The following is a 23046-nucleotide window of genomic DNA, read 5'->3' on the forward strand; positions in this document are numbered from 1 at the left end:
GCCCCACCGGCACCACCGGAGCCGAGACCTCCGGACCCTCCCGAAAGGCCCTTATGACCACCCGTCCGTCGTCGACCACCTCCCTGCCCGAGACGTTCGGCACGCTCGGCGTCAGCGCCCGGCGACTGGCGGCGGGCACCGGGACGGACGGCGGCGCGGGCGGCGATCTGCACGGCATCGTGGACACGCCGTACGGGACACGGCTGCTCATCGGCGACGTGATGGGCAAGGGCGCCGAACTGTCCCGCACGGCCGACACGGTCCTGCGCACGTGGCAGCGGCTCGCCCGCGTCCAGCGGACGTTGGAGGTGCTCGCCGTGCGGCTGCACTCGCTGGTCGCGCACTCCGAGGAGCCCGACCGGTTCGTCACCGCCACGCTGGTGACGGTCGCCCCCGACGGGTCCGCCGAGGTGGTCTGCTGCGGGCACCCGCCGCCCCTCCTGATGCGCGCCGGGGCAGCGGTTCCGGCTGCCGTGCCCGCCCCCGCGCCGCCTCTCGGCCTGCTCGACCTCGCGCACGGCTGGTGCGGCGCGGAACACATATCCGCGACCGCCTGGGACCGCATGCTGCTGCACACCGACGGCGCCACCGAGGCCCGCGACGCGGAGGGTGAGTTCTACCCCCTCGCGGAGCGCGCCACAGAGCTGAGCGAACTGCCGCTCGCCCCGTTCACCGCCGCCCTCTCGGCCGACCTGCTGCACCACGCCGGAGGCCGCCTCCAGGACGATGCCACGTTGCTGGCGCTGGAGCCTGCGAGCAGGCAGTGAAATCCGTTGCTCCGAAGCTGTTTTCGTCCCGCGTGACAGGGGAGACGGAGGGCGGACCGTGTGACAGCAGACGACGACGGAAGGGAGTTGCAGAACATGCTCCTCGCCCATCCCGCCCTGTTGACCGATCTCATCCGCGAGTACGAGATGCTCAGCGCGCTCGACGCCGACGACGGCGGACCCGCCGCGCGGCGCCGGCTCGACGACGTCGGATACAGCCTCTGCGTGGCCACCGGCACGAGTGACGTGGACGCGGCGCTCGTCGCGGCCCGGCACCGGCTGCCCGGGGCGCGCGTGCACGACGACTCGATGCTCACCGCCCGGCGGCGCAGGACGCCGCACATGTGCCGACACCGGTGAGGGTGGGCGTCAGCGCGCCTCGGGCCGTTCGACGGCGCCGATGTCGACCGTGCCGCTCCTGTCGGCATGCGGCGCGGGCCGTTGGCTCGTGCCGCCGGTGCCACCGGACGCCGTGATCACACCGATGGCGATGGCGGTCGCGGCGACACCGCCCCCGAGCGCGATTCGGGAACGCGGGCGCCGCTTGCCCCGCGCGGGACGGGGATCGCTCGGGTAGGGGAGATGGGCCATCGTCGTGCCTCGGTCTCGTGCGGAGGTACGGGGGTACGGGGGTACGGGGAGCAGCCCAAGGCTAGGAGCGAGTGCCGGGCCGCGGGGCGGGCCAAGGTCCCGGATGACAAGGGCAATGGTCCCGACCCGTGGGCCGGCGGGCCGGCGGGCGTCAGACCGCCAGTGTGCCGCGGCCCGTGGTCTCCTCCATCAGTACCTGCCGGGCCTGCGAGGCCGACGACTGCCACAGCGTCGTCACCGGCTCCCACACCCGTACGCCGGTCGGCGAGCCGAGGGTCAGCGCCTGGAAGCTGCGGCCCTCGTGATCGGGCACCGCCGCGACCGTCACGTACATGACGGCAGGGGCCTCGTCCTTGGCGTCCTCCGCGTCGGACACCGACAGGACCGCCGCGTACGCCGTGTCGTGCGCGGCCAGGGTTCGGCCGGCATGCGGCACCAGCGGCAGCGGAAGCGCCGCCCCGTCCAGCTCTCCGTACGTGACGGTGGGGACGCGGTCGACGAGGCAGGCCTTCGACGAGTCGTTGCGCACGCTCAGCCGCAGGATGTCGGCGTTGTCCTCGGAGGGCTGGGCGCGCACGGTCACATCGTTCTCGCCGCAGCGAGCGAGCGCGGCGGGCGAGGCGGCCGAGGGGGAGCCGGCTGCTCCGGCCGCTCCCGCGGTCGGCGCGGCGAGCGCGGTCAGGGCGGTCAGGGCGAGCGCGGCGGCGGTGGCCGCCGCGGCATGACGCGTGACGTGACGAGCGCGCATCGGAAGTCCCCAGTCCGTGGTCGGTCCGTCGTGGTCGTTCACTGCCGCCAAAATGCGGCAATTACAGGCATACGACCCTAACCCGAAAGTGTGAGCGGGGGCACGCCGCCGGGGCGGGGGTGCACTGCGCGCAAGGTTTGCACGGTGTGCAAGAATCACGCCCGTGACCGTCTCCGACCAGCAGCCGAGCGCCCCCGCCGAGGGGCTGCGCGCGCGCAGGCGCCGCCAGACGCGCACCGAGCTGCACGCGGCCACGGTCCGCCTTGCCCGCGAGCACGGCTTCGCGCAGGTCACGGTCGAGATGATCAGCAAGGAGGTCGGCGTCTCCCCGCGGACCTTCTTCAACTACTTCCCCAGCAAGGAAGCCGCCCTCTTCGCCCTCCCCGGCACCGTGCCGCCCGCACTCGCGGACCGGTTCACCGAGGGGGAGGGGAGCGGGACCGACGCCGTGCTGCGCGACCTCGGCGACATTCTCGCCGACCACCTCCAGGAAGCGGTCCCCGAGCCGCAGGAACTGGAGGACCTGCTGCGCATCGCGGACGGCGTGCCCTCGGTCCTGGCCACCTTCCTCGCCCAGTGCGAGGCGGTCGAACGGGACCTCGCAGGCCTCATCGCCCGGCGCACCGGCACCCCGCCCGACGGCGCGGCGGCCGAACTGCTCGCGGGAGTCGCCATGGCGACCGTGCGCAGCGGGATCAAACGGTGGCAGCAGTCGAGCGACCACCACGACGGACCCGCCGGGCGCGTACGCGAAGCCTTCGACTCGCTGCGCACGCTGCTGGGACCGGCCGCCGTGAAATAGGCGCGCCACCCGTGTGACCACCTCCCCCTCGCGGTCACCCCCGAACTCCCCCTTCTCCCCGCATCAGCACCACCGAAGCACCCCGTACGCGGCAACCGCTCTCCCCGCCGCAGGGGCAGCCATGTACCACTCCACTCGCACACCACATCGGAGAACACCGCAATGACGCACGCCCCCGCTTCCGAGGGCATCGACTCCGGCCCCGACCCGGCGGCCGCCGGGCCCGAAGGGACCGAGGAGAGCACGGTCAAGCCGCACAACTTCGGCCTGATCTTCGCCGCGCTGATGCTGACCATGCTGCTCGGCGCGCTCGACCAGACCATCGTCTCGACCGCCCTGCCGACCATCGTCGGCGAGCTCAACGGCATCGAGCACATGGCCTGGATCACCACCGCGTACATCCTCGCTGCCACCATCGGCATGCCGGTCTACGGCAAGCTCGGCGACCTCATGGGCCGCAAGAACATCTTTCTCGCGGGCATAGCCCTGTTCCTGGTGGGCTCGGTGGTCTGCGGACTCGCCCCGAACATGGGCACGTTGATCGCGGGCCGTGCCCTCCAGGGCCTCGGCGGCGGTGGCCTCATGATCACCTCGCAGGCGATCATCGCCGACCTGGTGCCGCCGCGCGAGCGCGCCAAGTACATGGCCCCGATGGGCGCCGTGTTCGGCCTCTCCTCCGTCGTCGGACCGCTGCTCGGCGGCTGGTTCACCGACGAGCACTCCTGGCGCTGGGCGTTCTGGATCAACCTGCCGCTCGGCATCCTGGCCTTCTTCGTCGCGGTCGTCGCGATCAAGCTGCCGCGCAAGGCCGTCCAGGTCACGCTCGACTACCTCGGCACGATCCTGATGGCCGCCGCCGTGACGTGCACGGTCCTGTTCGCCTCGTGGGGCGGCACGCAGTACGAGTGGTCCGACCCGCTGGTCATCGGCCTCGGCATCGGCGCCGTCGTCGCCTGGGTGCTGTTCTTCTTCGCGGAGAAGCGCGCCGAGGAGCCGGTGATCCCGCTGCACCTGTTCCGGTCGCCGATCTTCAACGTCGCCACCCTGCTCGGCATGATCGTCATCGGTCTCGGCATGTTCGCGATCGTCGGCTACATGCCCACCTACCTGCAGATGGTCTACGGCAAGTCGGCCACCGAGTCCGGGCTGCTGCTGATCCCGATGGTCGTCGGCATCATGGGCACCGCCCTGCCGTCCGGCGCGATCATGTCCAAGACCGGCAAGTACAAGGTCTACCCGATCGCCGGTACCGCGATCATCATGCTCACGGCGTTCCTGATGTCGACGCTCGACGTGTCCGACCCGGTCTGGCTGGTGTGCGTGTACGTCGGTCTCGCCGGCGCGGGCGTCGGCCTGATGATGCAGACCCTCGTGCTCGCCGTGCAGAACGACTTCCCGGGCTCGGAGGTCGGCACCGCCACCTCCGCGAACAACTTCTTCCGGGAGATCGGCGCGACGCTCGGCACGGCCGTCGTGGGCGCCGTGTTCGCGAGCCGCCTCACCGACCAGCTGGCCTCGCGCATCCCCGCCGAGGCCGCCGCCAAGGTCGGCGACAGCGACTCGCTGACCCCGGCGCTGGTCCGCGCCCTGCCGGCCGACCTGCGCGACACGGTCATCAACTCCTACCAGGAGGCGCTCGTCCCGATCTTCCTGTACCTGCTGCCCGTCTTCGCCGTCGGCCTGGTCCTCGCCTTCGTCCTGAAGGAGAAGCCGCTCGCCGACAACGCCGACTGGCACGCGGAGAACGCGGGTCCGACGGCCGACAAGGAGCCGGAGCCGGTCGGCTGACCCGTCCGTACGGCACGGTGCCCCCGCTACGCTCCCGGAGCGCGGCGGGGGCACCGTCGCGTCAGTCGACCTCCAGCCACACCCCGTCCCGCATCAGGTCACGGCCCGCGAGCTCGTTCGCCTCGCGCCAGGCCTGGATGCGCAGGGGGCGGATACGGAAGTACAGATACGCTCCGCCGTCCCTCCGCGGATCGAACCCGGCCTGCGCCGCGAACGCGTCGCCGAACTCCTCGGTGACCTCGTCGGCGGGCAGCGCCTCGCAGCGCCCGGTGATGTGCACGACGTCCCGCGTCGGCCCGATCCCGAGGTGCACCTGTCCGCTCGCCACGAGATTGCGGGCCACGGGATTCGTCGCCCTTGTCGATACGTAGACACACTCGTCCCGCCACATGAAGGACAACGGCATCATGTACGGCGCACCGCCCTCGGGCCCGGCCGTCGCGACCCACGCGTCGACGTCCCGCTCCAGGCGGTCGATGGTGTCCTGCCTGCGTTGCTTCGCCGAACGGGCGGGCGCGGCCTGCGACATGGAATTCTCCTTCACAAGAACGACTGGCTTCTACGGCGATAGTGGATGGTGCACTGCCATGACACGCCGCTACGGAGGAATGTGACAGATGGCCGACGCCGACGTCCTGGCCGCCCGCTTCGAGGAGCACCGACCGCGGCTGCGTGCCGTCGCCCACCGCATGCTCGGCTCGTCCGCCGAGGCCGACGACGTGGTGCAGGAGGCGTGGCTGCGGCTCAGTCGCACGGCCGGGGCCGAGGAGATCGACAACCTCGCCGCGTGGCTGACCACGGTCGTCTCCCGCATCTGCCTCAACTTGCTGCGCGCCCGGGACACCCGCCGCGAGGACCCGCTCGAGGTCCAGGAGCACGAGGGCGGCGAAGGCCCCGTCGACCCGGCGGACGAGGCGGTCGCGGCCGACTCCGTGGGGCTCGCGCTCATGGTCGTCCTCGACCGGCTCGCCCCGGCGGAGCGCCTGGCCTTCGTGCTGCACGACCTGTTCACCGTGCCGTTCGAGGAGATCGCGCCCATCGTCGAGCGCACCCCTGCCGCCACCCGCCAGCTCGCCAGCCGCGCGCGGCGCCGGGTGCGCGACGCCGATCCGCGCGCCACGGAGGAGGCGGACCGCGAGCGGCGCCGCGAGGTCGTCGAGGCATTCCTGGCCGCGACCCAGGGCGGTGACTTCGAGGCGCTGCTCACCGTGCTCGACCCGGATGTCGTGGTCCGCTCGGACGCCGCGGCGATCGCCATGGGCTCGGAGCCGGAGGTGGTCGGCGCGCGTGCCGTGGCCTCCCTGTACGCGGGCCGCGCCAAGGCCGCACGCCTCGCGCTGCTCGACGGTTCGGCCGGCGTGGTGTGGACGCACGCGGGCACCCTCAAGGTCGCCTTCGCCGTCGAGGTCGACCTCACGGCCGACCCGCCCCGCATCACCGGCATCGAACTCGTGGCGGACGAGAAACGGCTGGCGTCAATGGAGATGGTGCCCCTGCCCCGCCGCAGGAGCCGGGCCCCGGAGGCTTAGGGCCCTTCTGACGGATCAGGCTGGGCTCGGGAGACCGCTTCGTTCGGCTCCGGTGAGCGGGGTCTGGTGCGTGCAGTTGCAAGGCGGAGGAGGGCGTCAACGCGGAGCGTTGGCAACCGACGACAACGCCGCAGATGTGCGTGCCAGACCCCGCGACTCCAGCAAGATCCGTCAGAAGGGCCCTAGCCCCCGGAGGGCTCCGCATAGCACCGCACGGTCACCGGCTCGCCCGGCCCCCACACCTGTTGCCCCTGCCCGAGGAACCGCCATCCGAGCCGTTCGTACAGCGTGATCGCGGCGCGGTCGGTGGTCACGACGTCGAGCACGGGCAGGGCGCCGCGCAGGCGTGCCTCGCGCGCGGCACGCTCCAGGAGCGCCGTGCCGACCCGCTGCCCGCGCGCGGACGGCGCGACGAACAGCCGCCCCACGACGGCGACGGAGGTGCCCGCGGGTACGAGGGTGGGGGCCATGTCCCCCGGGGCGGGGCGGGTCAGCAGGACGTTCCCGACCACGCGCTCGTCGTGGCAGCCGACCCACGCGCCCACGGCGTCGTCGCCGCGCAGCCAACCCACGGGGTCCTTGGGCCAGTTGACCGGGTAGCCGTCCGCGCGGTGCACCGCGCGCAGCACCCGCGCGCAGGCCGTCAGATCGCGGTCCCGCCGCGCCCTGACCCACGTACCGTCGTTCACATCGACCCACCGTTCCGCCACCGACTCCGTACGCGGCATCGAAGCACACGCTCCTCATGCGCTTGTCCGGCCCTCCCGGTCGGACTAGCGTGCCGCCGTGGATCACTTCTCGCGTTCATGGGCCGCGCTGCGCGCGGCGGTCGCAGCGCTGCCCGAGCAGGCTTTCGGGCAGCCCTCGGGATGCACCGGATGGCTGGTGCGCGACCTGGTGTGTCATCTGGTCATCGACGCGCAGGACGTGCTCATCACCCTGGCCACTCCCGCGGCGTCGGAGCCGACCGTCGACGCGGTGACGTACTGGAACGTGGGCGGTGAGCCGCCGACCGGCGAGGACCCCCTCGACGCGCTGACCGTCCGCCTCGCCACCGCGTACCAGGACCCGGCGCTGCTCACCTTCCACCTCGACGACGTCGGGGCCGCGGCGGGGCGCGCCGCGGGACTCGCCGACCCGGACGCCCGCGTGAGCACACAGGGGCAGGTCCTCACGGTGCGCGACTACCTCACGGCGTACGTCCTGGAGTGGACCCTGCACCACCTCGACCTGACCGCCCACCTCCAGGGCGTGCCCGGTCCGCCCGTGGAGGGCCTCGCCCGGGCGCGAGTGCTCCTGGAGGGGATCGCGGGCGCCGCGTTCCCCGCGGGGTGGGGCGACGCGGACGTGCTGCTCGTCGGAACGGGGCGCAGGCCGGCGACCGAGGAGGAACGGCGCGAACTCGGCGCCCTGGCGGGGAAGGTACCGCTCGTCATCGGGTGACCGGCAGATCGATCGATGGGCGCCGGATCAGCGGCCCCGACCGGAAGCGGCCTCGCCGAGCCGGTCCAACACATACGCGATGTCGGGGTGTCCGGCCGTACCCGCCCGGTACGCCGCCCGAACGGTGCGCTCCACGGGGGAGCGCAGCGGGTGCAGGGAGACACCCTCCAGGCGGTCGGGCAGGGCGAGTCGGGGCACCAGGGCCACTCCGGCGCCGCGCGCCACCAGGGCCGTCAGGACGCCGAAGTCGCTCGCCCGCGCCACCGCACGCGGCACGAACCCGGCGGCCCCGCAGGCCCGTTGGGTCATCTCGTGGCAGGCGGTGTCGGCGCCGGGCACCAGCCACGCCTCCTGCGCGAACGCGGCCAGGTCCGCCTTGTCGCCCGGCGAGAGGCCGTGTCGTGCCGCCGCCTCGGGATGCAGCGCCAACTCCACCGGCTCGTCGAAGAGATGACGCTGCTCGCAACCCGGCGGCAGCGGCCGGGGCAGCAGGCTGTACGCGTGCGTGACCGCGACGTCGACCGTCCGCTGCCGCAGTGCCTCGTCCGCGGCGTCCGGCTCGTGCTCGACGAGGTCGAGGCGGGGCGCTGCCACGCCGGGTTCGGGCCACACCAGAGGCAGCAGCACCCGCGCCGCCGACGGGAACGCCGCGATGCGCACGGCGCCCGGCCGCCCCTGCCGCAGCGCCGCCACATCGGCCTGCGCCGCGGCCAGGTCGGCGAGCACCACCTGCGCGTGCTCCACGAGCAGCCGCCCCGCGCCGGTCAGCCGCAGCGCCCGGCCGTGCTTCTCCAGGAGTACGAGACCCGTCTCCTTCTCCAGCGCCGCCAACTGCTGCGAGACCGCGGGCCCCGTCAGATGCAGCGCTTCGGCGGTCGCCGCCACCGTGCCGTGCGCGGCGAACTCCGCGAGCAGCCGCAGCCGCCGCACCTCCAACACCAAAGCTCACCTACTCGAAAGGGGAAGAAAGAGTAACTGGACCTTTCCTATTTTACGCAGCAGGGTCGGGAGGGTGAAGTCCATGACGTTGACGTTCGACAAGACCTCCCTCGCCCTCGCGGCCACCGTCCTGCTGTGGGCCGCGGCGTTCCCCGCGATCCGCGTCGCCCTCGACGGGTACGGCCCGGCCGCGCTCTCCTTCGTGCGGCTCGCCTCCGCGTCGCTCGTGCTGCTCGCCGTGGCGCCGTTCCTCGGCGTGCGTAGGCCGCGCAGGGCCGACCTGCCGCGCATCCTCGTCGTAGGGGCCTGCGGGATGAGCGCGTACCAACTCCTGCTGAACTGGGGCGAGACGAGGGTGCCCGCCGGGACCGCGAGCCTCATCGTGGCGTCCGTGCCCGCGATCAGTGCGCTGCTCGCCGTCGCCTTCCTGGGGGAGCGGCCGACCTGGCGCACGATCGCGGGGTCGGGCATCGCGCTCGCAGGCTGTGGGCTGATCGCCGTCGCGGGCGGGGAGACCGGCTACACGGCCGCCGCCTGGGCCGTCATGGGTGCCGCCGTCGTGCAGGCTGTCCACCACTTCGCCATCAAGCCGCTGCTGCGGCACCGCACCGGCCTCGAGGTCGCCTGCTACGCGATGTGGGCGGGCACGGTGCTGTTGCTCCCGCTGGCTCCGGGGGCGCTCGGTGAGCTGGTGCGGGCCCCGGCCGAGGCGACCGTCGCCGCGGTCTGCCTGGGGCTGCTGCCGTCGGCCGCCGGATTCGTGGTGTGGGGATACGCGGTGGCCCGGCTGACGGTGACGGCGGCGACCGCCGCGCTGTATCTGGTGCCGGGCGTGACCCTGGTGGTCGCCTACCTGTGGCTGGGCGAGGCGCCGACGCCGGTGGAGGCGATCGGCGGGGTCGTGACGCTCGCCGGTGTCGTACTGCTGGGGCGCGCCGCACCGAAGAGGCGCGCCCCAGCGAACAGGCGCGCCGCACCGAAGGGGTGCGACGTGCCCGAGGAGCCGTGCGACGTGCCCGATGAGCCGTGCGACGTGCCCGTGGACCGCGTCACGCCAGCGACAGGAACAGCTTCTCCAGCTCGTCCTCGCTGAGCGGCGGCTGTTCGCCGTCCGCCGCGGTCATGCAGTCCCGCATGCCGGAGGCGATGATCTTGAATCCGGCCCGGTCGAGCGCGCGTGAGACGGCGGCCAGCTGCGTGACCACGTCCTTGCAGTCGCGGCCCGCCTCGATCATCGCGATGACACCGGTCAGCTGTCCCTGCGCGCGGCGCAGCCGCTTCAGGACCGCGTCCATCGCCTCCGGGTTGCCCGTGCCGCTCATGAGCGCAGTGCCGCGCGGGCGGTGTCGAGCGCGCCCGGCGCGGGCCGGTTGAAGGGGAGCTTGCCGAGCAGCGCCGCCATGCCGCACGTGTTGCTCACGCCGGAGTAGACGAGGCCGGAGGCGACGCCCGCGGCGAGCAGCCGGCCCTTCGGGGCGCGGCGGCCGAGCGCGAGGCCGAGCAGCACCAGCGAACCGGCGGCGAACCGGACCTGGCGGTCCATCGCCCAGACGGCGCGCCCGGGGCGGGCCGCGGTGTCGACCGGCAGCCCTTCGGCGGTCCAGGCCTGCGTGCCACCGTCGAGCCCGACGGCGTCGACGCCGGCCTCCGCGAGCTTCGCGCAGGCGGCGGCGGAGCGGTGCCCGGCCGCGCACACGACGACGATCCGGCGGCGCCCGGCGGCGTCACGCAGGTCGGGCAGCAGCTCGTCGATGAGCTCCGCGGGGACATTGAGGGCGCCGGGCACGTGCCCCGACGCGTACTCGGCGGGTGCGCGCACATCGAGGACGAGGGTGTCGTCGGCCCGGCCGTGCAGTTCGGCGGGGGCGAGGGTGGTGCTCATGTCTCTCCTGTCTCCCTGGTATACCCCCGAGGGTATCACCGTGTACCCCCGTAGGTATGTGCCGGAGCGGCCGGGCAAAGTCCCACCGAAAGCAGGACAAGAGATGTCGGGATTCCGGGACATGCTCGTGAGAGCGAGCCACATGGCAACAGAAGCGTGAGCCACACGGCAATGACGCTGGACATCTGAACCTGGAAGCAACGGGAGACACCTTCATGCCTGACAACGCCCACCCGGCGACCGACGAACAACCCCTGCGCGGCAAGGTCGCCCTGGTCGCGGGAGCCACCCGTGGTGCCGGCCGCGGCATCGCCGTCGAACTCGGCGCGGCCGGCGCCACCGTCTACGTCACCGGCCGCAGCACCCGCGCCCGCCGCTCCGAGTACGACCGCCCGGAGACCATCGAGGACACCGCGGACCTCGTCACGGCCGCCGGCGGCGAGGGCATCGCCGTCCCCACCGACCACCTCGAACAGGACCAGGTGCGCGCCCTCGTCGAGCGCATCGACCGCGAACAGGGCCGCCTCGACATCCTCGTCAACGACATCTGGGGCGGCGAGAACCTCTTCGAATGGGACACGCCGGTCTGGGAGCACGACCTCGACAACGGGCTCAGGCTGCACCGACTGTCCTTCGAGACGCACGCCGTCACCAGCCACTACGCGCTGCCGCTGCTGCTGCGCACCCCCGGCGGCCTGGTCGTGGAGGTCACCGACGGCACGGCCGAGTACAACAGCACGAACTACCGGGTGTCCTTCTTCTACGACCTGGCCAAGAGCACCGTCCTGCGCATGGCGTTCGCCCTCGGCCAGGAACTCGGCGCCCGTGGGGCCACCGCCGTCGCGCTCACCCCCGGCTGGATGCGCTCGGAGATCATGCTCGGCCACTACGACGTCACCGAGGAGAACTGGCAGGACGCGGTGCGGGTGCAGCCGCACTTCGCCATCTCCGAGACGCCCCGCTACACCGGCCGCGCCGTCGCCGCGCTCGCCGCCGACCCGGACGTCGCCCGGTTCAACGGGACGTCCCAGTCCAGCGGCGGCCTCGCCAAGATCTACGGATTCACCGACCTCGACGGCAGCAGGCCCGACTCCTGGCGCTACCTCGTCGAGGTGCAGGACGCGGGCAAGCCCGCCGACGTCACGGGATACCGCTGACGGTCGCGGACGGCCGCTCAGCCCTCGTCCGGGTCGACGGGCCGGGCCGGCCAGATCGCGCTGCCGCCGCCGCGCCACTCGACGACGTCCGGGTCGTCGAGCGGCGCGTCCTCGAGCCCCGCGCGCCGCAGGAACTCCGCGACATCGGCCACGGAGCGGGCCACGCCCACGCTCTCGCCACCAATGCTGACCTGCCGCCCACCGGGCTGACCCACGTGCACGACAAGCGAGGGGAATCCGTCGAGTCCGTCCATGCCCCTCAGCTTGGCGGCGCCGGGGGAGCGCCGCACCTCCAGCGCCCACGGATTCCGGCCCGCTCGTACGGTCTGCGAGAATCCGTGCGGGCCGCCTCGACCCCGGCGGCGAGGGCTGGCTGATCCTCTCCGACCTGGCCGAACTCCTCGGGCTGCGGGCCCGCGACGAACTCGCGAACGCGTTCGCCGCGGCGGGCCTGCGCGTCGTCGGCCGCCTCGATGTCAGGCCGTGCCATCCGCGCTCCCGCGACCGCACCGATCCGCTGCACGCCGCACGCGCGGCGGAGACGACGTCGCTGTGGCGATTGGTCCCGACGGGGGAGGCCACCGTGCGTACATGACGGTGAATCAGGCGTGGCAGCGCGGGACCGCAGGGACAACATGGGGTAAAGGGGTCAGATCACACTCGCTCCGACATCCGCTCGATGGAGGTACTCCATGGCCCCTCAGCACCGTCTCCGCCGCCGCCACACGGTGGCCGCGGCCGCCCTGCTGATCACCACGCTCACGGGGGTGGCGCCCGCGGGGGCCGGAGCGGAGGAGGGCAGATCCGCTCCGGCCCCCGGCCGGGAGGCCGCCAAGGGCAAGGGGACCAACCTGCTCGTCGCGGGGCTCGACCACCGCAGCGGGATGTCCCGCGAGGAGATCCAGCGGCTGCACGTCGGCGGACAGCAGTGCGGCTGCACCGATGCGCTGATGCTCGTGCACATCGCCGCCGACGGCCGCCGCCTCAGCGTCGTCTCCCTGCCCCGCGACTCCTTCGTCCGCTTCGCCCGGCACAAGCACCCCGCGCACAGCGGAAAGATCAACGGGGCGTACGCGCACGGGGGCAGGGACCTGGCCGTCCGTACCGTCGAGCGCGCCACAGGGGTGCGCATCGACCACTACATGGAGGCCGACTTCCGAGGGTTCGTGGACGCCGTCGACGACCTCGGCGGCGCCGAGGTGTGCAGCGCGAAACCGCTGCACGACGAGAACTCGGGACTCGACCTGGCCGCGGGCATCCACGACGTCGACGGCGAGCACGCCCTGCGCTACGTCCGCGCCCGCCACCTCGACCCGCCCGGCGACCTCGGCCGGGTGCGCCGCCAACAGAAGCTGCTGCTTGGCATGTTGGCGCGGCTCTCCGACGCGCAGGTCTTCAAGGACCCGATGGCGACCGCCCGCACGGCCCGCGCGCTGATGTCCCACGTACGCGCCGACGGCCACACGGACACCCGCACGCTGATGTCCCTGGCGTGGAAGCTGCGCGACCTCACGCCGCGGCGGACGGAGTTCGCCACCGTGCCCATCTCGAACTTCGACTACCGGGACCCCGAGTGGGGCTCGTCGCTGCTGTGGGACGACAAGCGGGCGAAGGCCATGTTCGGGGCGCTGCGCGCGGACCGGCCGCTGGCGTCCCCCCGGAAGTCCGGCGGCCCGGTCCCGGTCGGCATGCCGCCCAAGGAGACCAAGGTGCGGGTCGACGACCCGCGTATCGCCGCCGGGCTGCGCGAGAGCGGCTTCGACGTGACGGAGGCGCCCGCGCCGAGCAGCCGGCCCGGCGGACCCACCGTCGTGACGTACGATCCCGAACGCGCCCGCTTCGCGCCCTCCCTGGCGGCCGCGCTGCCCGGCGCGGAGCTGCGGTCCGTGGCCGGTTTCGGCCCGGTCTTCCAGGTCGCCGTCGGCGGCGACGATCGCGGTGTGACGCAAGTGACGTACGACCGCAGCATGGTGGAAGGAGCGCCGGTTACGGGAGACCGGCTGCGCTGCGGGAGCCCTTCGGGCGAAAAGGGCTGAAAACCGACTGCTGCGGGGCCACTTGAGGTTCGGTGACGGGAGCGCGACGCTCTGTGTTGCGGTTACGGTTCTGCTGTGGTGATCAACGCGCAAGGCAACAACGAGGCACATTCCACCGAGCCGGGCACGGCGCTGCTCCTCGCGGCCGCGCCCGCCGGCAAGGCGGGCCTCATCGACGCGGTCTCCGTGCTGCCCACGCTCGCGGCGGTGCCGCCGGGCGTGCTCACCGGCACGGCGGCGGCGTCCGTCGTCGAACTCGCGGACCCGCTCGACCCACAGGCCGTCCTCACCCGCCTGCGCACGGCGGCCGATCAGCCCGGCCCGCTCCACCTGTATGTCGCGGGTCAGCTCCACCTCGACCAGCGTCAGCGCCTGTTGCACCTGGCCCTGGCCCGCACCACCCCGTCCACCCTGCGTTACACGGGGCTGCCCTGGCACTGGCTCACCGGCGAACTCACCCGGCGCCGCGCGCACACCACGACCGTCGTGCTCGACCTCGTCGCGGACGCGGAGGCCTGGAAGCACGTCGCAGCGGGCGGCCTGGGCCTCGGCCACGGCACGAGCCTCTTCGGCCGGGTCCAGCCGCCCCCGCCCCGCCGCACCACCCTCACCCCCACCTACCTCCGCGCCTACGCCGACATCTGGCGCACGGGCGCCCGCCCCGCCCCACCGGCCCTCCACGAAACGGCAGCCTCCCACGCGGGCCCGGCGGGCGCGCTGTTCGTGTCACTGGGCTCGGGTCACGTCCCACCGACACCGACCGGCCACGCGGCGGACCACGCGGCTACGGGCGGGCCCGGCGGGGCGGATCCTCGGGGTACGGGAGCGGGTGCGTCGCCGCAGCCTCCGGTTACGAGCCCGGCTGCGGCTACGGTCGCGACCCCGGCTCCGGCCTCACCTTCGATTCCGGCTCCGGCCTTGACCCCGGTTCCGAGTACGGATGCGGGTGCGAGCCCGTCTCCGGCTCCGGCTTCGAGCGCGGCTCCGGTCTCGACTCCGGCTCCGGTTACGAGCCCGGCTGCGGCTCCGAGCCCGGCTCCGGCCTCGCCCCCGGCTCAGGAGCGGCCTACGGACTCGGGCGCTTCACTGGCTGTGGCCCCGGGAACGGGTTCGGCGCCGGAGCAACTCCCGGCCGCGGGCGGGGCGGCGTCGTCGGCCTCGACGCCCGTCGCGGATGCGAGTGCGGCTTCGGCCACCGGGGCGCAGGCAGCATCGGCCCGGCCCGAGGATTCAGGTCCGTCCGAGGCCACGGCCGTTGGTGAGGCGCCGCGTCAAGGCCCCGCTCCCGTCTCGGATTCGACGCCGATACCGGTCGCGCACCCGATGTCGGGTACGGAACCGGTCCATGCCCCGCCGTTGCGATCCGCCTCGACTCCTGCGGCAGTTCCGCCGCCGCTCGCGGCTTCGGATCCGGCCTTCGCTCCTGCTCCGAGCCTGACTCCGGCCTCGGCCCCATCGTCGGATCCGGCCTCGACTCAGGCCCCGACTCCGGTCTCCGCTCCGGCTCCGAGCCAGGTTTCGGCCTCGACGTCGACATCGGCTCCGGCCTCGGCCTCGAGCCCGGCCCTGGCCCCGGCTCAGGGTTCGGCCCCAGCTTCGGCTCCGACTCCGACTCCGAGTCCGGCTCCGGTTCCGGTCTCGCCTCCGGCTGCGGCTGCGGCCTCGACACCGGCCCCGGCCTCGGTTCAGGGTTCGGCCCCAGCCTCGACTCCGAGTCCGGCTCCGGTCTCGCCTCCGGCGCCCGCCGCGCCTCCGGCTTCGGCACCCGCACCCGTACCCGCTCCAACCCCGCCCCCCGTCGCGGACGCGCATCCTGAGCCCGCTCCCGCCGTGGGCGCGGCTTCGGACGCGGGGCGCGTCCAGGCGCCCGTTCCCCGGCCCGCCGTGCAGCTCGGCAAGGCTGAGGGGCCGAGTCGCGAACAGGCGTCCGCGCAGACGGCAGCCCCCGCCCCCGGCCCGACCGTCCAGCTCGACAAGGCTCCGGGGCCGAGCCCGATTGCCCCGCCGCCCCCGGTCGCCGCTCCTGGCAGCCCACCGTCCGGCCAGGGCGCCGTCCCGCCGATGCCCGTCGCCGCGCCCGCGCAGCCCGCCGGGCCCGATCCGCATGCCCTGTTGCTCGAGGCCGTGCAGGCTGGGCGGCACGGGGAGGCCGCGTCCATCGCGGCGGCGTGGGAAGGGGAGGCGCTTCGGGTGCACGGGATGCGGTCCTCGCAGGTCGTGCACTGGATGGAGGTGCGTGCCGACCTCGCGAGGCTGGCCGACGAACCCGGGCGCAGCTGCGAGCTGTGGATCGCCGTGGCCCACGCCCGGATGGCGCGCGGCGAGTCGCCCTCCGACGAGGACGTGGAGGCGGCCGCCGACCGCGCCCACCACCAGTTCGAACAGGTCCGCGACCCGGAGCGGGCCCGCGGGCACGCCGCCGGTCTGACCGCCCTGCGGGAGCAGGTGCCGGGTCGCCGCCCCGGTGCCCTCGACGCGATCAAGCGCCGCCTCGACGCGCTCGGCGACCCGAACCGGAAGGGCTGACCCGGCTGGGGTCAACAGGCCCGCCGCACATATCCCTTCGTGCCGGCGGGCCGCACGTCCATGTCGCGCAGCACGATCGACAGCCGGTCGCCCCACGCGCGGCAGGCCCGCTCGAAGTCGCCCTTGCGGTACTCCACGGCGAAGACCCGGTCGTCGTACGCCGACGCGTACTCCCGGCACTCGTCGTAGGCCTGGCACTCCTCCGTCACCGCGAAGTCGAACCCGATGTCGCGGCGCTTCGGCAGGAGTTCCGCGGTGTTCTTCTGCCCGACCGCGAGCCCGGCCCCGTGCGACCGGTCCGCGATCAGCTGGGCGAACGCGACGGCGTCCGAGGAGTCGAGCAGGCCGTCGGAACGCTCGTAGGAGTCGAGGTTGTCCGGCTCGACCGCCTGATACCCGTCGTCGGCGCAGCCGCGGATCCAGCCGCCCACGATGTTCGCGAGCCGCGCGCGCTTCGTCTTCGTGGAGATGTCGAACAGCGGCTCGTGCCAGTCCTCGTCGACCACCAGTTCTCCCTCCTCGTCCCGCAGCAGCAGGTCGTCGTGGTGGGCCCGCCACCACGTCACCGCGTCGGGCTGGGCCTGGAAGGCGTTGACGTAGCAGACGTTGTAGAGGCCGCGCGCGGGTGCGTCCCCGCGGTCCCGCGAGACGGCCCGCACCCCCGCGGCCGGCTTGTACGCACCGCCGATCTGGTAGTCGAACTGCGCATCCGGTGTCGGCCGTTGGACGCGCGGGGAGCGGCCCCCGGGCTCCGGTGACGAGCAGGAGGACACGGCGAGAGCGGCGGTCAGGGCGAGGCACAGAGCCGACAGACGACGGGAAACCGGACGGAAGATCATCGTCGCAGCCTAGAACGAAAGGCCGGGGCCCTCGTTCACAACGGGCGCCGGAAACACACCCGATCCTGCCCGGGACCGTCGTAGTCCGCGCGCACCGCGACCCCGCCCACCTCCCGGTCGCCCGGCTCCACCACGAACCCCAGCGCCCGGTGAAAGGCGATCGACCCGGTGTTCCCCGGCGAGGTGATCGCCCGCACGTCCCGCCGCCCGGCCCGCTCCGCCCGCCGGAAGAACTCCTCGTACAGGCCCCGCCCCACGCCGGAGCCACGCATCGCCGGATCGACGCCCACGAAGTGGATGTACGCGGAAGTCTCGTCATCGGCGGCGTACAGGCCCACCAGGAACGCCCGCACACCCGAAGCGTCCTCCGCGACCAGGCTGGTGCCCGCGAAGAACTGCAGGAACAGCCGGGGGAGCAGCAGCGACAACTCGCGCGCCTCCTGCGGCGTGCGCGAGTCCCCCCACCATTCCTGGACGCGCCGTACGAGCACGGGGTGGTCGCCCTCGTGGGCCGCGCGCAGCTCGGGCATCAAGGTTCCTTTCGTGTGCGTAAAAGTCCGCCGCGGACGGTTCGAACAGCCATCAAGCGGTACCAGTCGTGACGCACCTCATGCCCCGCCCCGGCACCCTCGGGAACAACCCTGCCACTCCGTCCGTTGACCAAGACGTGGACACGGATGGAACAGTGTCCCCGGGCCCTACCTATCGCCCGCAGGGAAGATCGTTCGGCTGAAGCCCTGCGGAGCCCCCCGCCGAGAGGCGACCGCCATCCGTGTCCCACTCAAAGCCGCCCCGGCCGTGGTCCCCCGTCACGGCCGGGGCTTCCTCTTTCCCGGGCAGGGCCCCGAGCGGCCCCGGTGTCGGCCCGCTGACCGTACGTGTCGGGCCCGACGGCCGACCTGGCATGATCGGGGGCATGGCAGAACGTGTGATCGCCGCGTGTGACGGCGCGTCCAAAGGAAACCCCGGACCGGCGGCATGGGCCTGGGTCGTCGCCGACGGCGACGAGAAGCCCGTGCAGTGGGAGGCCGGCGCGCTCGGCACCGCAACGAACAACGTCGCCGAACTCACCGCCCTGGAGCGGCTGTTGAGTACGGTCGCCGCCGATGTGGCGCTCGAAGTGCGGATGGACTCGCAGTACGCGATGAAGGCGGTCACCACGTGGCTGCCCGGCTGGAAGCGCAAGGGCTGGAAGACGGCGGCGGGCAAGCCCGTCGCCAACCAGGAACTGGTGCAGCGGATCGACGCGCTGCTCGACGGCCGCGCGGTGGAGTTCAAGTACGTGCCCGCGCACCAGGTCGACGGCGACCCGCTCAACGACTTCGCGGACCGCGCCGCCAGCCAGGCCGCCGTCGCCCAGCAGGACGCGGGCAGCGCGCTCGGCTCTCCCGAGCCGCCGCCGTCCGCCCCGTCCTCGGCCAAGCCGCCGCGCGCGAAGAAGGCGGCGCCCGGCAAGCGGGCCGCCTCCTCAGGCTCCTCCTCGCGCACCATCAAGGCGAAGTTCCCCGGCCGCTGCCGCTGCGGCCGCTCGTACGACGCCGGTGTGGACATCGCCAAGAACCCCGACGGCTGGGGCCACCCGGAGTGCCGCACGTCGGCCTGACCGAAACCGACACAGACGGGCCCGGCGCACACCGCGCCGGGCCCCTCTCCGTGCCTGTGCCTGCTCACGTACTCACGTGCTTACGTGCTCACCCGTACGTAGTCGACCACCAGCTGCTGCGGGAACTGGGTGCTGGAATCCGGGTCGCCCGGCCAGTCCCCGCCCACCGCCAGGTTCAGAATCAAGAAGAAAGGCTTCTCGAAGACCCACTGGTTGCCGCCCACGTCGGCGGGCGTCCGGGTCTGGTACACCGTTCCGTCCACGGACCAGGTGATCTTGTTGGGTGTCCAGTCCACCGCGAACGTGTGGAAAGCGTCCGCGAAGGCCTCGCCACCCGGCAGCGTGTAGCCCGCGCCGATCCCGCCGGCGCCGGAGTAGCCGGGGCCGTGGATGGTGCCGTGGACCGTCGAGGGCTCGAAGCCCACGTTCTCCATGACGTCGATCTCGCCGCAGTTGGGCCAGCCGGCCGAGCCGATGTCAGTGCCCAGCATCCAGAAGGCGGGCCAGATGCCCTGCCCGCGCGGGATCTTCATCCGGGCCTCGACGTGGCCGTGCGTCGTCTCGAACTTCCCCGACGTGTTGAGTCGTGCCGAGGTGTACTGGCATGTCCCGTACCAGCACTGGTAGTTGGATGGGTTCTCCTTGCGGGCCGTGATGACCAGGTTGCCCTGGCCGTCGAGAGCGGCGTTGTTGTTGCCGGACGTGTAGTACTGCCGCTCGTGGTTGCTGACGTTGTCTCCGGTCTCGGTCAGCCACTTCGAACCGTCGACCGCCGAGCCCGCGGGCCCGTCGAAGTCGTCGGAGAAGGTGACCGCCGTGGTGTGCGCGCCGTCGTCGCTGTCGGCGGCGTTCGCCGTCGGCACGAACGCGGCGGCGACGCACAGCAGGGCCGCGGCGCCCAGCGGGAGTCTGCGGCTCAGCGGGCGGAGTGAACTGCGCATGGGGCATCACATCACTTCGGGTAGGGGGTCGTGCCGTCCCGCGGCACGCCAGAAAGTGAAGGCAGGAACGCTGCGCTTGATGTGTTCCGTTCAAGGCTTGATTTAAGGGGTGGGGTCAAGGGGCGTCAAGGGACTGCGCGAAAGTCCGTACCAGGGATCCCGGTTAAGGTTTTCCGGCGATCTTCGAAGCGACCTCCGGCACGGGCTTCGATGCGATCTTCGAACCAGGAGTGATGTGAGCATGCTGCGGTGCGCCGTACTCGACGACTACCAGGGCGTCGCCCGTGAACTGGCCGACTGGGACCGGCTTTCGGGCCGCGTCGACGTCACGTACCTGAATCGGTATGTCGACACCCACGACGAGCTCGTCGCGCTGCTCGACGACTGCGAGATCCTCGTCGTGATGCGCGAACGCACCCCGTTTCCCGCCGAGTTGATCGCGCGGCTGCCCAAGCTGCGGCTCCTCGTCACCTCCGGCATGCGCAACGCGTCCATCGACCTCGACGCCGCCGCCGCGCACGGCGTCACCGTCTGCGGGACCGCGAGCAACCCCGAACCGCCCGTCGAACTCACCTGGTCCCTGATCCTCGGTCTCGCGCGCGGCGTCCTCACCGAGGGCGTCAATCTGCGCGACGGCGGGCCCTGGCAGTCCACCCTCGGCGCCGACCTGCACGGCCGCCGCCTCGGCCTGCTCGGCCTCGGCAAGATCGGCGCACGGGTCGCCCGCGTCGGCGCCGCCTTCGGCATGGATGTCGCGGCGTGGAGCCAGAACCTCACCGCCGAACGGGCGGCCGAGGCCGGTGCCACCCTCGCCGCCTCGAAGGAGGAACTCCTCGACACCAGCGACTTCGTCTCCGTGCACCTCGTCCTGGGCGACCGCACCCGCGGCCTCCTCGGCGCCGACGAACTGCGCCGGATGCGCCGCACCGCCTACCTGGTCAACACCTCGCGCGCCGCGATCGTCGACCAGGAGGCCCTGCTGCGGGCGCTGCGCGAGGGCTGGATCGCCGGCGCGGGCAGCGACGTCTTCGACACCGAGCCGCTCCCGGCCGACCACCCGCTGCGCACCGCCCCGAACTTTCTCGGCCTGCCGCACCTCGGCTATGTCACGCGCCGCAACTACGAGGGCTTCTTCCAGGGCGCCGTCGAGGACATCGAGGCGTACCTGGCGGGGAGCCCGGTCCGCACACTCGGCTGACCTCGGCTCAGCCGCGGACGAACTCCCGCAGCTCATCCGTGAGGTGCGGGAACTCCTCCAGTACGGCCCGCGTGGCGAACTCGTGGTCCGTGTAGTCGAAGCCCGGGGTGACGACCTCCGCCACCAGGCCGTGACGGGCGTCGCCGAGCAGGCGCGAGGCCTTCCAGTGGCCGCCGGGCACCAGCAGGAAGCGCTCGTCGTCCGGGCCGAGCGTGGTGCTCCGCAGGGCGCCGTCCGGGGCGACCGTCACGTACTCCAGGGGGCCGCCGTCGATCAGGAAGTGCAGGATGTCGCTGCGGTTGCGGTGCAGCAGGCCGCTCGGCTGCCGCTCGTCGAGCAGGTAGTAGATCGACGACGCCGAGGGGCGGGGGCCGTGCGGCGTCGACAGCTCGTACGGGCTCGTGTAGACACGCCGGAAGAAGCCGCCCTCCCCGTGGGGCTCCAGATCCAGCTCGCGCTGCCAGTCGCGCACGGTCGCTCCTCAGGGTGGAACATGGGTGGGTGATCAAGAGTAGAGGGCGAAGGGCGCGGGTGCCGGAGGTGTGCGAGTACCGTGCGCTGTCGCCCGCGCACCCGCCGTGACCTGCAACTCCGTGGTGAATGACGGGAGTTGGCATGACAGACTGCGGGCAGGTCACACGCATCGCCCGCCCGCACAGCGACGTTGGAGAGTTTCATGACGGCACCTGCTCCCCGGCCCCGTATCGACACCAGCCAGGCGCACCCCGCGCGGGTCTACGACTGGCTGCTCGGCGGGAAGGACAACTACCCCGTCGACGAGGCCGTCGGCGAGCAGCTGCCGCCCGAGGCGCGGGACGCCGCGCGGCAGAACCGGGAGTTCATGCACCGCGCCGCCGCCTGGCTCGCCGGGCAGGGCGTCGACCAGTACCTGGACATCGGCACCGGCATCCCGACCTCGCCGAACCTGCACCAGATCGTGCAGCGCGTCGTCCCCGCCGCCAAGGTCGTCTACACCGACAACGACCCGATCGTCCTGCGGCACGCGCAGGCGCTGCTCGTCAGCAGCCCCGAGGGTGTCACCGACTACATCGAGGGCGATGTCCGCGAGCCGGAAGCCATCCTCGAACACGCCCGTACCGTCCTGGACTTCGACCGGCCGATCGCCCTGTCGCTGATCGCGCTGATGCACTTCATCCCGGACGACGAGGAGGCGTACGGCATCGTCTCCCGGCTGGTGTCCGAGCTGCCGCCCGGCAGCCACCTGGTGCTGTCCAACGCCTCCAGTGACATCTTCCCCGAGCTGGTCGAGAAGGTCGTGGCCCAGTACACCAAGGCCGGTATCCAGCTGGGCTTCCGCACCCGGGACGGGGTGGCGCGGTTCTTCAAGGGGCTCGACCTCGTGGAGCCGGGCCTGGTGACCGCCACCGAGTGGTTCCGCGGCGAGCCCGCCCCCGAGGCCGAGCCGTGCGGCATCTACTCGGGCGTCGCCCGGATCTCCTGACTCACACGGAGGGCGGCGCGCCGTTCAGCCGGGCCGACAGCTGGTGCGCCGCCGCGACCACCGCCTCCGTGACCTGCGGCAGCGCCTCCGGCGGCAGCCGGAACACGGGCGCCGACACATTGACGGCCGCCACCACGTCACCCCGGTGGTCGTGCACCGGGACGGCGACCGCAGTCAGGCCCGGTTCCATCTCCTCCGCCGCCAGGGCGAAGCCGCGCACCCGCTCCGCCCGCAGCCGCTCCAGGACGGCCGGTACGTCACGGGGTGCCGCGTCCGTGCCCGGCAACGGCGCCCCGTCCTCGGTCGTCAGGAGCGCCGCCACCTGGTCGTCCGGAAGCCCGAACAGCAGCGCGCGGCCCGCGGACGTGCAGTTCAGGGGCGAGGTGCGGCCGATCCACTCGTGCGCCTGGAGCCCGCGCGACGTCCGCTCGGTGAGCACCGTGACGACGCCGTGCCCGGACAGCACCGTCAGATAGGCCGGTTCCCCGACACGGTGCACCAGATCCCGCAGCACCGGCGGCGCCTCCCCGTACAGCCGCTCCTCGCCCGCCGACGAGGCGAGCGCGAGCAGCTGCCAGCCGACGCGATAGCGCAGCGTGCGCGGATCCCGCTCCAGGAACCCCTCCTGCGCCAGGACCTTCAGGGTCCGTGACACCTGCGTCTTCTCCTTGCCCACCGCCTGGGCCACTTCCTGTACGCCCATGGGGCCCTGCGCGAGCGCGCGCAGCACGTCAAGGGCGCGGTGCACGCTGCTCAGGTTCTCCGCTGCCATGACGCAAGCCTGCCACAGCGGCG

General features: G+C 72.7%; 26 protein-coding genes and 1 pseudogene. 14 read left to right on the plus strand and 13 right to left on the minus strand.

Annotated features, from left to right (window positions below; all coding sequences use genetic code 11):
• Positions 1–53 precede the first annotated feature (53 nt).
• Both ACFV9W_RS10425 and ACFV9W_RS10430 read left to right on the plus strand, forming a co-directional pair.
• Positions 54–767, plus strand: coding sequence for a PP2C family protein-serine/threonine phosphatase (locus tag ACFV9W_RS10425; protein WP_385757641.1), 714 nt, complete (start codon positions 54–56; stop codon positions 765–767).
• A 96-nt stretch (positions 768–863) separates the two neighbouring features.
• Complete coding sequence (locus tag ACFV9W_RS10430) at positions 864–1127, plus strand: DUF5133 domain-containing protein (protein WP_385758146.1); 264 nt, start codon at positions 864–866, stop codon at positions 1125–1127.
• 9 nt (positions 1128–1136) lie between these two features.
• Here ACFV9W_RS10430 and ACFV9W_RS10435 read toward each other — a convergent pair whose 3' ends face one another.
• Together ACFV9W_RS10435 and ACFV9W_RS10440 are read right to left on the minus strand one after the other, a co-directional pair.
• Positions 1137–1358 (minus strand): hypothetical protein, encoded by a 222-nt coding sequence (locus ACFV9W_RS10435; RefSeq protein WP_385757644.1) that lies wholly within the window; start codon positions 1356–1358, stop codon positions 1137–1139.
• 151 nt (positions 1359–1509) lie between these two features.
• Complete coding sequence (locus ACFV9W_RS10440) at positions 1510–2106, minus strand: DUF4232 domain-containing protein (RefSeq protein WP_385757646.1); 597 nt, start codon at positions 2104–2106, stop codon at positions 1510–1512.
• Positions 2107–2269: 163 nt separating this feature from the next.
• Between ACFV9W_RS10440 and ACFV9W_RS10445 the strand changes: the two genes are divergently transcribed.
• Complete coding sequence (locus ACFV9W_RS10445) at positions 2270–2908, plus strand: TetR/AcrR family transcriptional regulator (RefSeq protein ID WP_385757649.1); 639 nt, start codon at positions 2270–2272, stop codon at positions 2906–2908.
• A gap of 162 nt (positions 2909–3070) precedes the next feature.
• Positions 3071–4696, plus strand: a complete 1626-nt coding sequence (locus tag ACFV9W_RS10450) for an MDR family MFS transporter (RefSeq protein ID WP_385757652.1) — start codon at positions 3071–3073, stop codon at positions 4694–4696.
• Between the two features lie 61 nt (positions 4697–4757).
• Here the strand turns inward: ACFV9W_RS10450 and ACFV9W_RS10455 are convergent, their stop codons facing one another.
• The gene (locus ACFV9W_RS10455; protein WP_385757654.1) at positions 4758–5225 is read right to left on the minus strand and encodes a pyridoxamine 5'-phosphate oxidase family protein; all 468 of its coding nucleotides are present in this window, start codon (positions 5223–5225) and stop codon (positions 4758–4760) included.
• An 88-nt stretch (positions 5226–5313) separates the two neighbouring features.
• Here ACFV9W_RS10455 and ACFV9W_RS10460 point away from each other — a divergent pair, with 88 nt between their 5' ends.
• Positions 5314–6225: a sigma-70 family RNA polymerase sigma factor gene (locus tag ACFV9W_RS10460; protein WP_385757657.1), complete on the plus strand. Its 912-nt coding sequence runs from the start codon at positions 5314–5316 to the stop codon at positions 6223–6225.
• A 182-nt stretch (positions 6226–6407) separates the two neighbouring features.
• Here the strand turns inward: ACFV9W_RS10460 and ACFV9W_RS10465 are convergent, their stop codons facing one another.
• On the minus strand, positions 6408–6953 hold the full coding sequence (locus ACFV9W_RS10465) for a GNAT family N-acetyltransferase (RefSeq protein WP_385757660.1): 546 nt from the start codon (positions 6951–6953) through the stop codon (positions 6408–6410).
• Between the two features lie 58 nt (positions 6954–7011).
• Here ACFV9W_RS10465 and ACFV9W_RS10470 point away from each other — a divergent pair, with 58 nt between their 5' ends.
• On the plus strand, positions 7012–7668 hold the full coding sequence (locus ACFV9W_RS10470; protein WP_385757663.1) for a maleylpyruvate isomerase N-terminal domain-containing protein: 657 nt from the start codon (positions 7012–7014) through the stop codon (positions 7666–7668).
• Between the two features lie 27 nt (positions 7669–7695).
• Here ACFV9W_RS10470 and ACFV9W_RS10475 read toward each other — a convergent pair whose 3' ends face one another.
• Positions 7696–8607, minus strand: a complete 912-nt coding sequence (locus ACFV9W_RS10475; RefSeq protein WP_385757666.1) for a LysR family transcriptional regulator — start codon at positions 8605–8607, stop codon at positions 7696–7698.
• A gap of 82 nt (positions 8608–8689) precedes the next feature.
• Between ACFV9W_RS10475 and ACFV9W_RS10480 the strand changes: the two genes are divergently transcribed.
• Positions 8690–9700, plus strand: coding sequence for a DMT family transporter (locus tag ACFV9W_RS10480; protein WP_385757669.1), 1011 nt, complete (start codon positions 8690–8692; stop codon positions 9698–9700).
• On the opposite strand, the gene ACFV9W_RS10485 is transcribed toward ACFV9W_RS10480, so the two are convergent.
• Together ACFV9W_RS10485 and ACFV9W_RS10490 are read right to left on the minus strand one after the other, a co-directional pair.
• Complete coding sequence (locus tag ACFV9W_RS10485) at positions 9657–9929, minus strand: metal-sensitive transcriptional regulator (protein ID WP_385757672.1); 273 nt, start codon at positions 9927–9929, stop codon at positions 9657–9659. The two genes, ACFV9W_RS10480 and ACFV9W_RS10485, sit on opposite strands and share 44 nt — an antisense overlap.
• Positions 9926–10489: a rhodanese-like domain-containing protein gene (locus tag ACFV9W_RS10490; protein WP_385757675.1), complete on the minus strand. Its 564-nt coding sequence runs from the start codon at positions 10487–10489 to the stop codon at positions 9926–9928. The genes ACFV9W_RS10485 and ACFV9W_RS10490 overlap by 4 nt, the downstream gene beginning before the upstream one ends.
• Before the next feature lie 215 nt (positions 10490–10704).
• Here ACFV9W_RS10490 and ACFV9W_RS10495 point away from each other — a divergent pair, with 215 nt between their 5' ends.
• Positions 10705–11646, plus strand: coding sequence for an SDR family oxidoreductase (locus tag ACFV9W_RS10495; protein ID WP_385757678.1), 942 nt, complete (start codon positions 10705–10707; stop codon positions 11644–11646).
• A 17-nt stretch (positions 11647–11663) separates the two neighbouring features.
• On the opposite strand, the gene ACFV9W_RS10500 is transcribed toward ACFV9W_RS10495, so the two are convergent.
• Positions 11664–11900 carry a hypothetical protein gene (locus ACFV9W_RS10500; protein ID WP_385757680.1) on the minus strand — a complete coding sequence of 79 codons (237 nt, stop codon included), beginning with the start codon at positions 11898–11900 and terminating at the stop codon, positions 11664–11666.
• An 86-nt stretch (positions 11901–11986) separates the two neighbouring features.
• Between ACFV9W_RS10500 and ACFV9W_RS10505 the strand changes: the two are divergent.
• The 3 genes and pseudogenes from ACFV9W_RS10505 to ACFV9W_RS10515 form a co-directional block, all read left to right on the plus strand.
• Positions 11987–12241: pseudogene (locus tag ACFV9W_RS10505) on the plus strand (methyltransferase); the annotation flags it as partial.
• A gap of 97 nt (positions 12242–12338) precedes the next feature.
• The gene (locus tag ACFV9W_RS10510; RefSeq protein WP_385757682.1) at positions 12339–13682 is read left to right on the plus strand and encodes an LCP family protein; all 1344 of its coding nucleotides are present in this window, start codon (positions 12339–12341) and stop codon (positions 13680–13682) included.
• A 1830-nt stretch (positions 13683–15512) separates the two neighbouring features.
• Entirely contained in the window at positions 15513–16208 is a 696-nt protein-coding gene (locus ACFV9W_RS10515; RefSeq protein ID WP_385757684.1) for a hypothetical protein, read from the plus strand.
• An 11-nt stretch (positions 16209–16219) separates the two neighbouring features.
• On the opposite strand, the gene ACFV9W_RS10520 is transcribed toward ACFV9W_RS10515, so the two are convergent.
• Positions 16220–17047, minus strand: coding sequence for an endo alpha-1,4 polygalactosaminidase (locus tag ACFV9W_RS10520; RefSeq protein ID WP_385757687.1), 828 nt, complete (start codon positions 17045–17047; stop codon positions 16220–16222).
• Between the two features lie 35 nt (positions 17048–17082).
• Positions 17083–17577, minus strand: a complete 495-nt coding sequence (locus tag ACFV9W_RS10525; RefSeq protein WP_385757690.1) for a GNAT family N-acetyltransferase — start codon at positions 17575–17577, stop codon at positions 17083–17085.
• A 374-nt stretch (positions 17578–17951) separates the two neighbouring features.
• On the opposite strand from ACFV9W_RS10525, the gene ACFV9W_RS10530 reads away from it, so the two are divergent.
• Complete coding sequence (locus ACFV9W_RS10530; protein WP_385757693.1) at positions 17952–18650, plus strand: ribonuclease H; 699 nt, start codon at positions 17952–17954, stop codon at positions 18648–18650.
• An 80-nt stretch (positions 18651–18730) separates the two neighbouring features.
• On the opposite strand, the gene ACFV9W_RS10535 is transcribed toward ACFV9W_RS10530, so the two are convergent.
• Complete coding sequence (locus ACFV9W_RS10535) at positions 18731–19591, minus strand: family 16 glycosylhydrolase (protein ID WP_385757695.1); 861 nt, start codon at positions 19589–19591, stop codon at positions 18731–18733.
• A 241-nt stretch (positions 19592–19832) separates the two neighbouring features.
• Here ACFV9W_RS10535 and ACFV9W_RS10540 point away from each other — a divergent pair, with 241 nt between their 5' ends.
• Positions 19833–20789: a D-2-hydroxyacid dehydrogenase family protein gene (locus tag ACFV9W_RS10540; RefSeq protein ID WP_385758147.1), complete on the plus strand. Its 957-nt coding sequence runs from the start codon at positions 19833–19835 to the stop codon at positions 20787–20789.
• 7 nt (positions 20790–20796) lie between these two features.
• Here the strand turns inward: ACFV9W_RS10540 and ACFV9W_RS10545 are convergent, their stop codons facing one another.
• Positions 20797–21261, minus strand: coding sequence for a cupin domain-containing protein (locus tag ACFV9W_RS10545; protein ID WP_385757698.1), 465 nt, complete (start codon positions 21259–21261; stop codon positions 20797–20799).
• A 204-nt stretch (positions 21262–21465) separates the two neighbouring features.
• On the opposite strand from ACFV9W_RS10545, the gene ACFV9W_RS10550 reads away from it, so the two are divergent.
• Entirely contained in the window at positions 21466–22251 is a 786-nt protein-coding gene (locus ACFV9W_RS10550; protein ID WP_385757701.1) for an SAM-dependent methyltransferase, read from the plus strand.
• Between the two features lies 1 nt (position 22252).
• Here ACFV9W_RS10550 and ACFV9W_RS10555 read toward each other — a convergent pair whose 3' ends face one another.
• On the minus strand, positions 22253–23023 hold the full coding sequence (locus ACFV9W_RS10555) for an IclR family transcriptional regulator (protein ID WP_385757704.1): 771 nt from the start codon (positions 23021–23023) through the stop codon (positions 22253–22255).
• Positions 23024–23046 lie beyond the last annotated feature (23 nt).

The organism is Streptomyces sp. NPDC059897, assembly GCF_042730865.1.
In the GTDB taxonomy this organism is placed as follows: domain Bacteria; phylum Actinomycetota; class Actinomycetes; order Streptomycetales; family Streptomycetaceae; genus Streptomyces.

Bases quoted from the DNA above. Each gene is read 5' to 3' on its own strand.
- ACFV9W_RS10485 (WP_385757672.1), bottom strand. From the start codon at position 9,929: ATGAGCGGCACGGGCAACCCGGAGGCGATGGACGCGGTCCTGAAGCGG.
- ACFV9W_RS10525 (WP_385757690.1), bottom strand. From the start codon at position 17,577: ATGCCCGAGCTGCGCGCGGCCCACGAGGGCGACCACCCCGTGCTCGTA.
- ACFV9W_RS10540 (WP_385758147.1), top strand. From the start codon at position 19,833: ATGCTGCGGTGCGCCGTACTCGACGACTACCAGGGCGTCGCCCGTGAA.
- ACFV9W_RS10450 (WP_385757652.1), top strand. From the start codon at position 3,071: ATGACGCACGCCCCCGCTTCCGAGGGCATCGACTCCGGCCCCGACCCG.
- ACFV9W_RS10425 (WP_385757641.1), top strand. From the start codon at position 54: ATGACCACCCGTCCGTCGTCGACCACCTCCCTGCCCGAGACGTTCGGC.
- ACFV9W_RS10535 (WP_385757695.1), bottom strand. From the start codon at position 19,591: ATGCGCAGTTCACTCCGCCCGCTGAGCCGCAGACTCCCGCTGGGCGCC.
- ACFV9W_RS10555 (WP_385757704.1), bottom strand. From the start codon at position 23,023: ATGGCAGCGGAGAACCTGAGCAGCGTGCACCGCGCCCTTGACGTGCTG.
- ACFV9W_RS10500 (WP_385757680.1), bottom strand. From the start codon at position 11,900: ATGGACGGACTCGACGGATTCCCCTCGCTTGTCGTGCACGTGGGTCAG.
- ACFV9W_RS10435 (WP_385757644.1), bottom strand. From the start codon at position 1,358: ATGGCCCATCTCCCCTACCCGAGCGATCCCCGTCCCGCGCGGGGCAAG.
- ACFV9W_RS10550 (WP_385757701.1), top strand. From the start codon at position 21,466: ATGACGGCACCTGCTCCCCGGCCCCGTATCGACACCAGCCAGGCGCAC.
- ACFV9W_RS10490 (WP_385757675.1), bottom strand. From the start codon at position 10,489: ATGAGCACCACCCTCGCCCCCGCCGAACTGCACGGCCGGGCCGACGAC.
- ACFV9W_RS10495 (WP_385757678.1), top strand. From the start codon at position 10,705: ATGCCTGACAACGCCCACCCGGCGACCGACGAACAACCCCTGCGCGGC.
- ACFV9W_RS10530 (WP_385757693.1), top strand. From the start codon at position 17,952: ATGATCGGGGGCATGGCAGAACGTGTGATCGCCGCGTGTGACGGCGCG.
- ACFV9W_RS10440 (WP_385757646.1), bottom strand. From the start codon at position 2,106: ATGCGCGCTCGTCACGTCACGCGTCATGCCGCGGCGGCCACCGCCGCC.
- ACFV9W_RS10460 (WP_385757657.1), top strand. From the start codon at position 5,314: ATGGCCGACGCCGACGTCCTGGCCGCCCGCTTCGAGGAGCACCGACCG.
- ACFV9W_RS10510 (WP_385757682.1), top strand. From the start codon at position 12,339: ATGGCCCCTCAGCACCGTCTCCGCCGCCGCCACACGGTGGCCGCGGCC.
- ACFV9W_RS10430 (WP_385758146.1), top strand. From the start codon at position 864: ATGCTCCTCGCCCATCCCGCCCTGTTGACCGATCTCATCCGCGAGTAC.
- ACFV9W_RS10520 (WP_385757687.1), bottom strand. From the start codon at position 17,047: ATGATCTTCCGTCCGGTTTCCCGTCGTCTGTCGGCTCTGTGCCTCGCC.
- ACFV9W_RS10465 (WP_385757660.1), bottom strand. From the start codon at position 6,953: ATGCCGCGTACGGAGTCGGTGGCGGAACGGTGGGTCGATGTGAACGAC.
- ACFV9W_RS10480 (WP_385757669.1), top strand. From the start codon at position 8,690: ATGACGTTGACGTTCGACAAGACCTCCCTCGCCCTCGCGGCCACCGTC.
- ACFV9W_RS10455 (WP_385757654.1), bottom strand. From the start codon at position 5,225: ATGTCGCAGGCCGCGCCCGCCCGTTCGGCGAAGCAACGCAGGCAGGAC.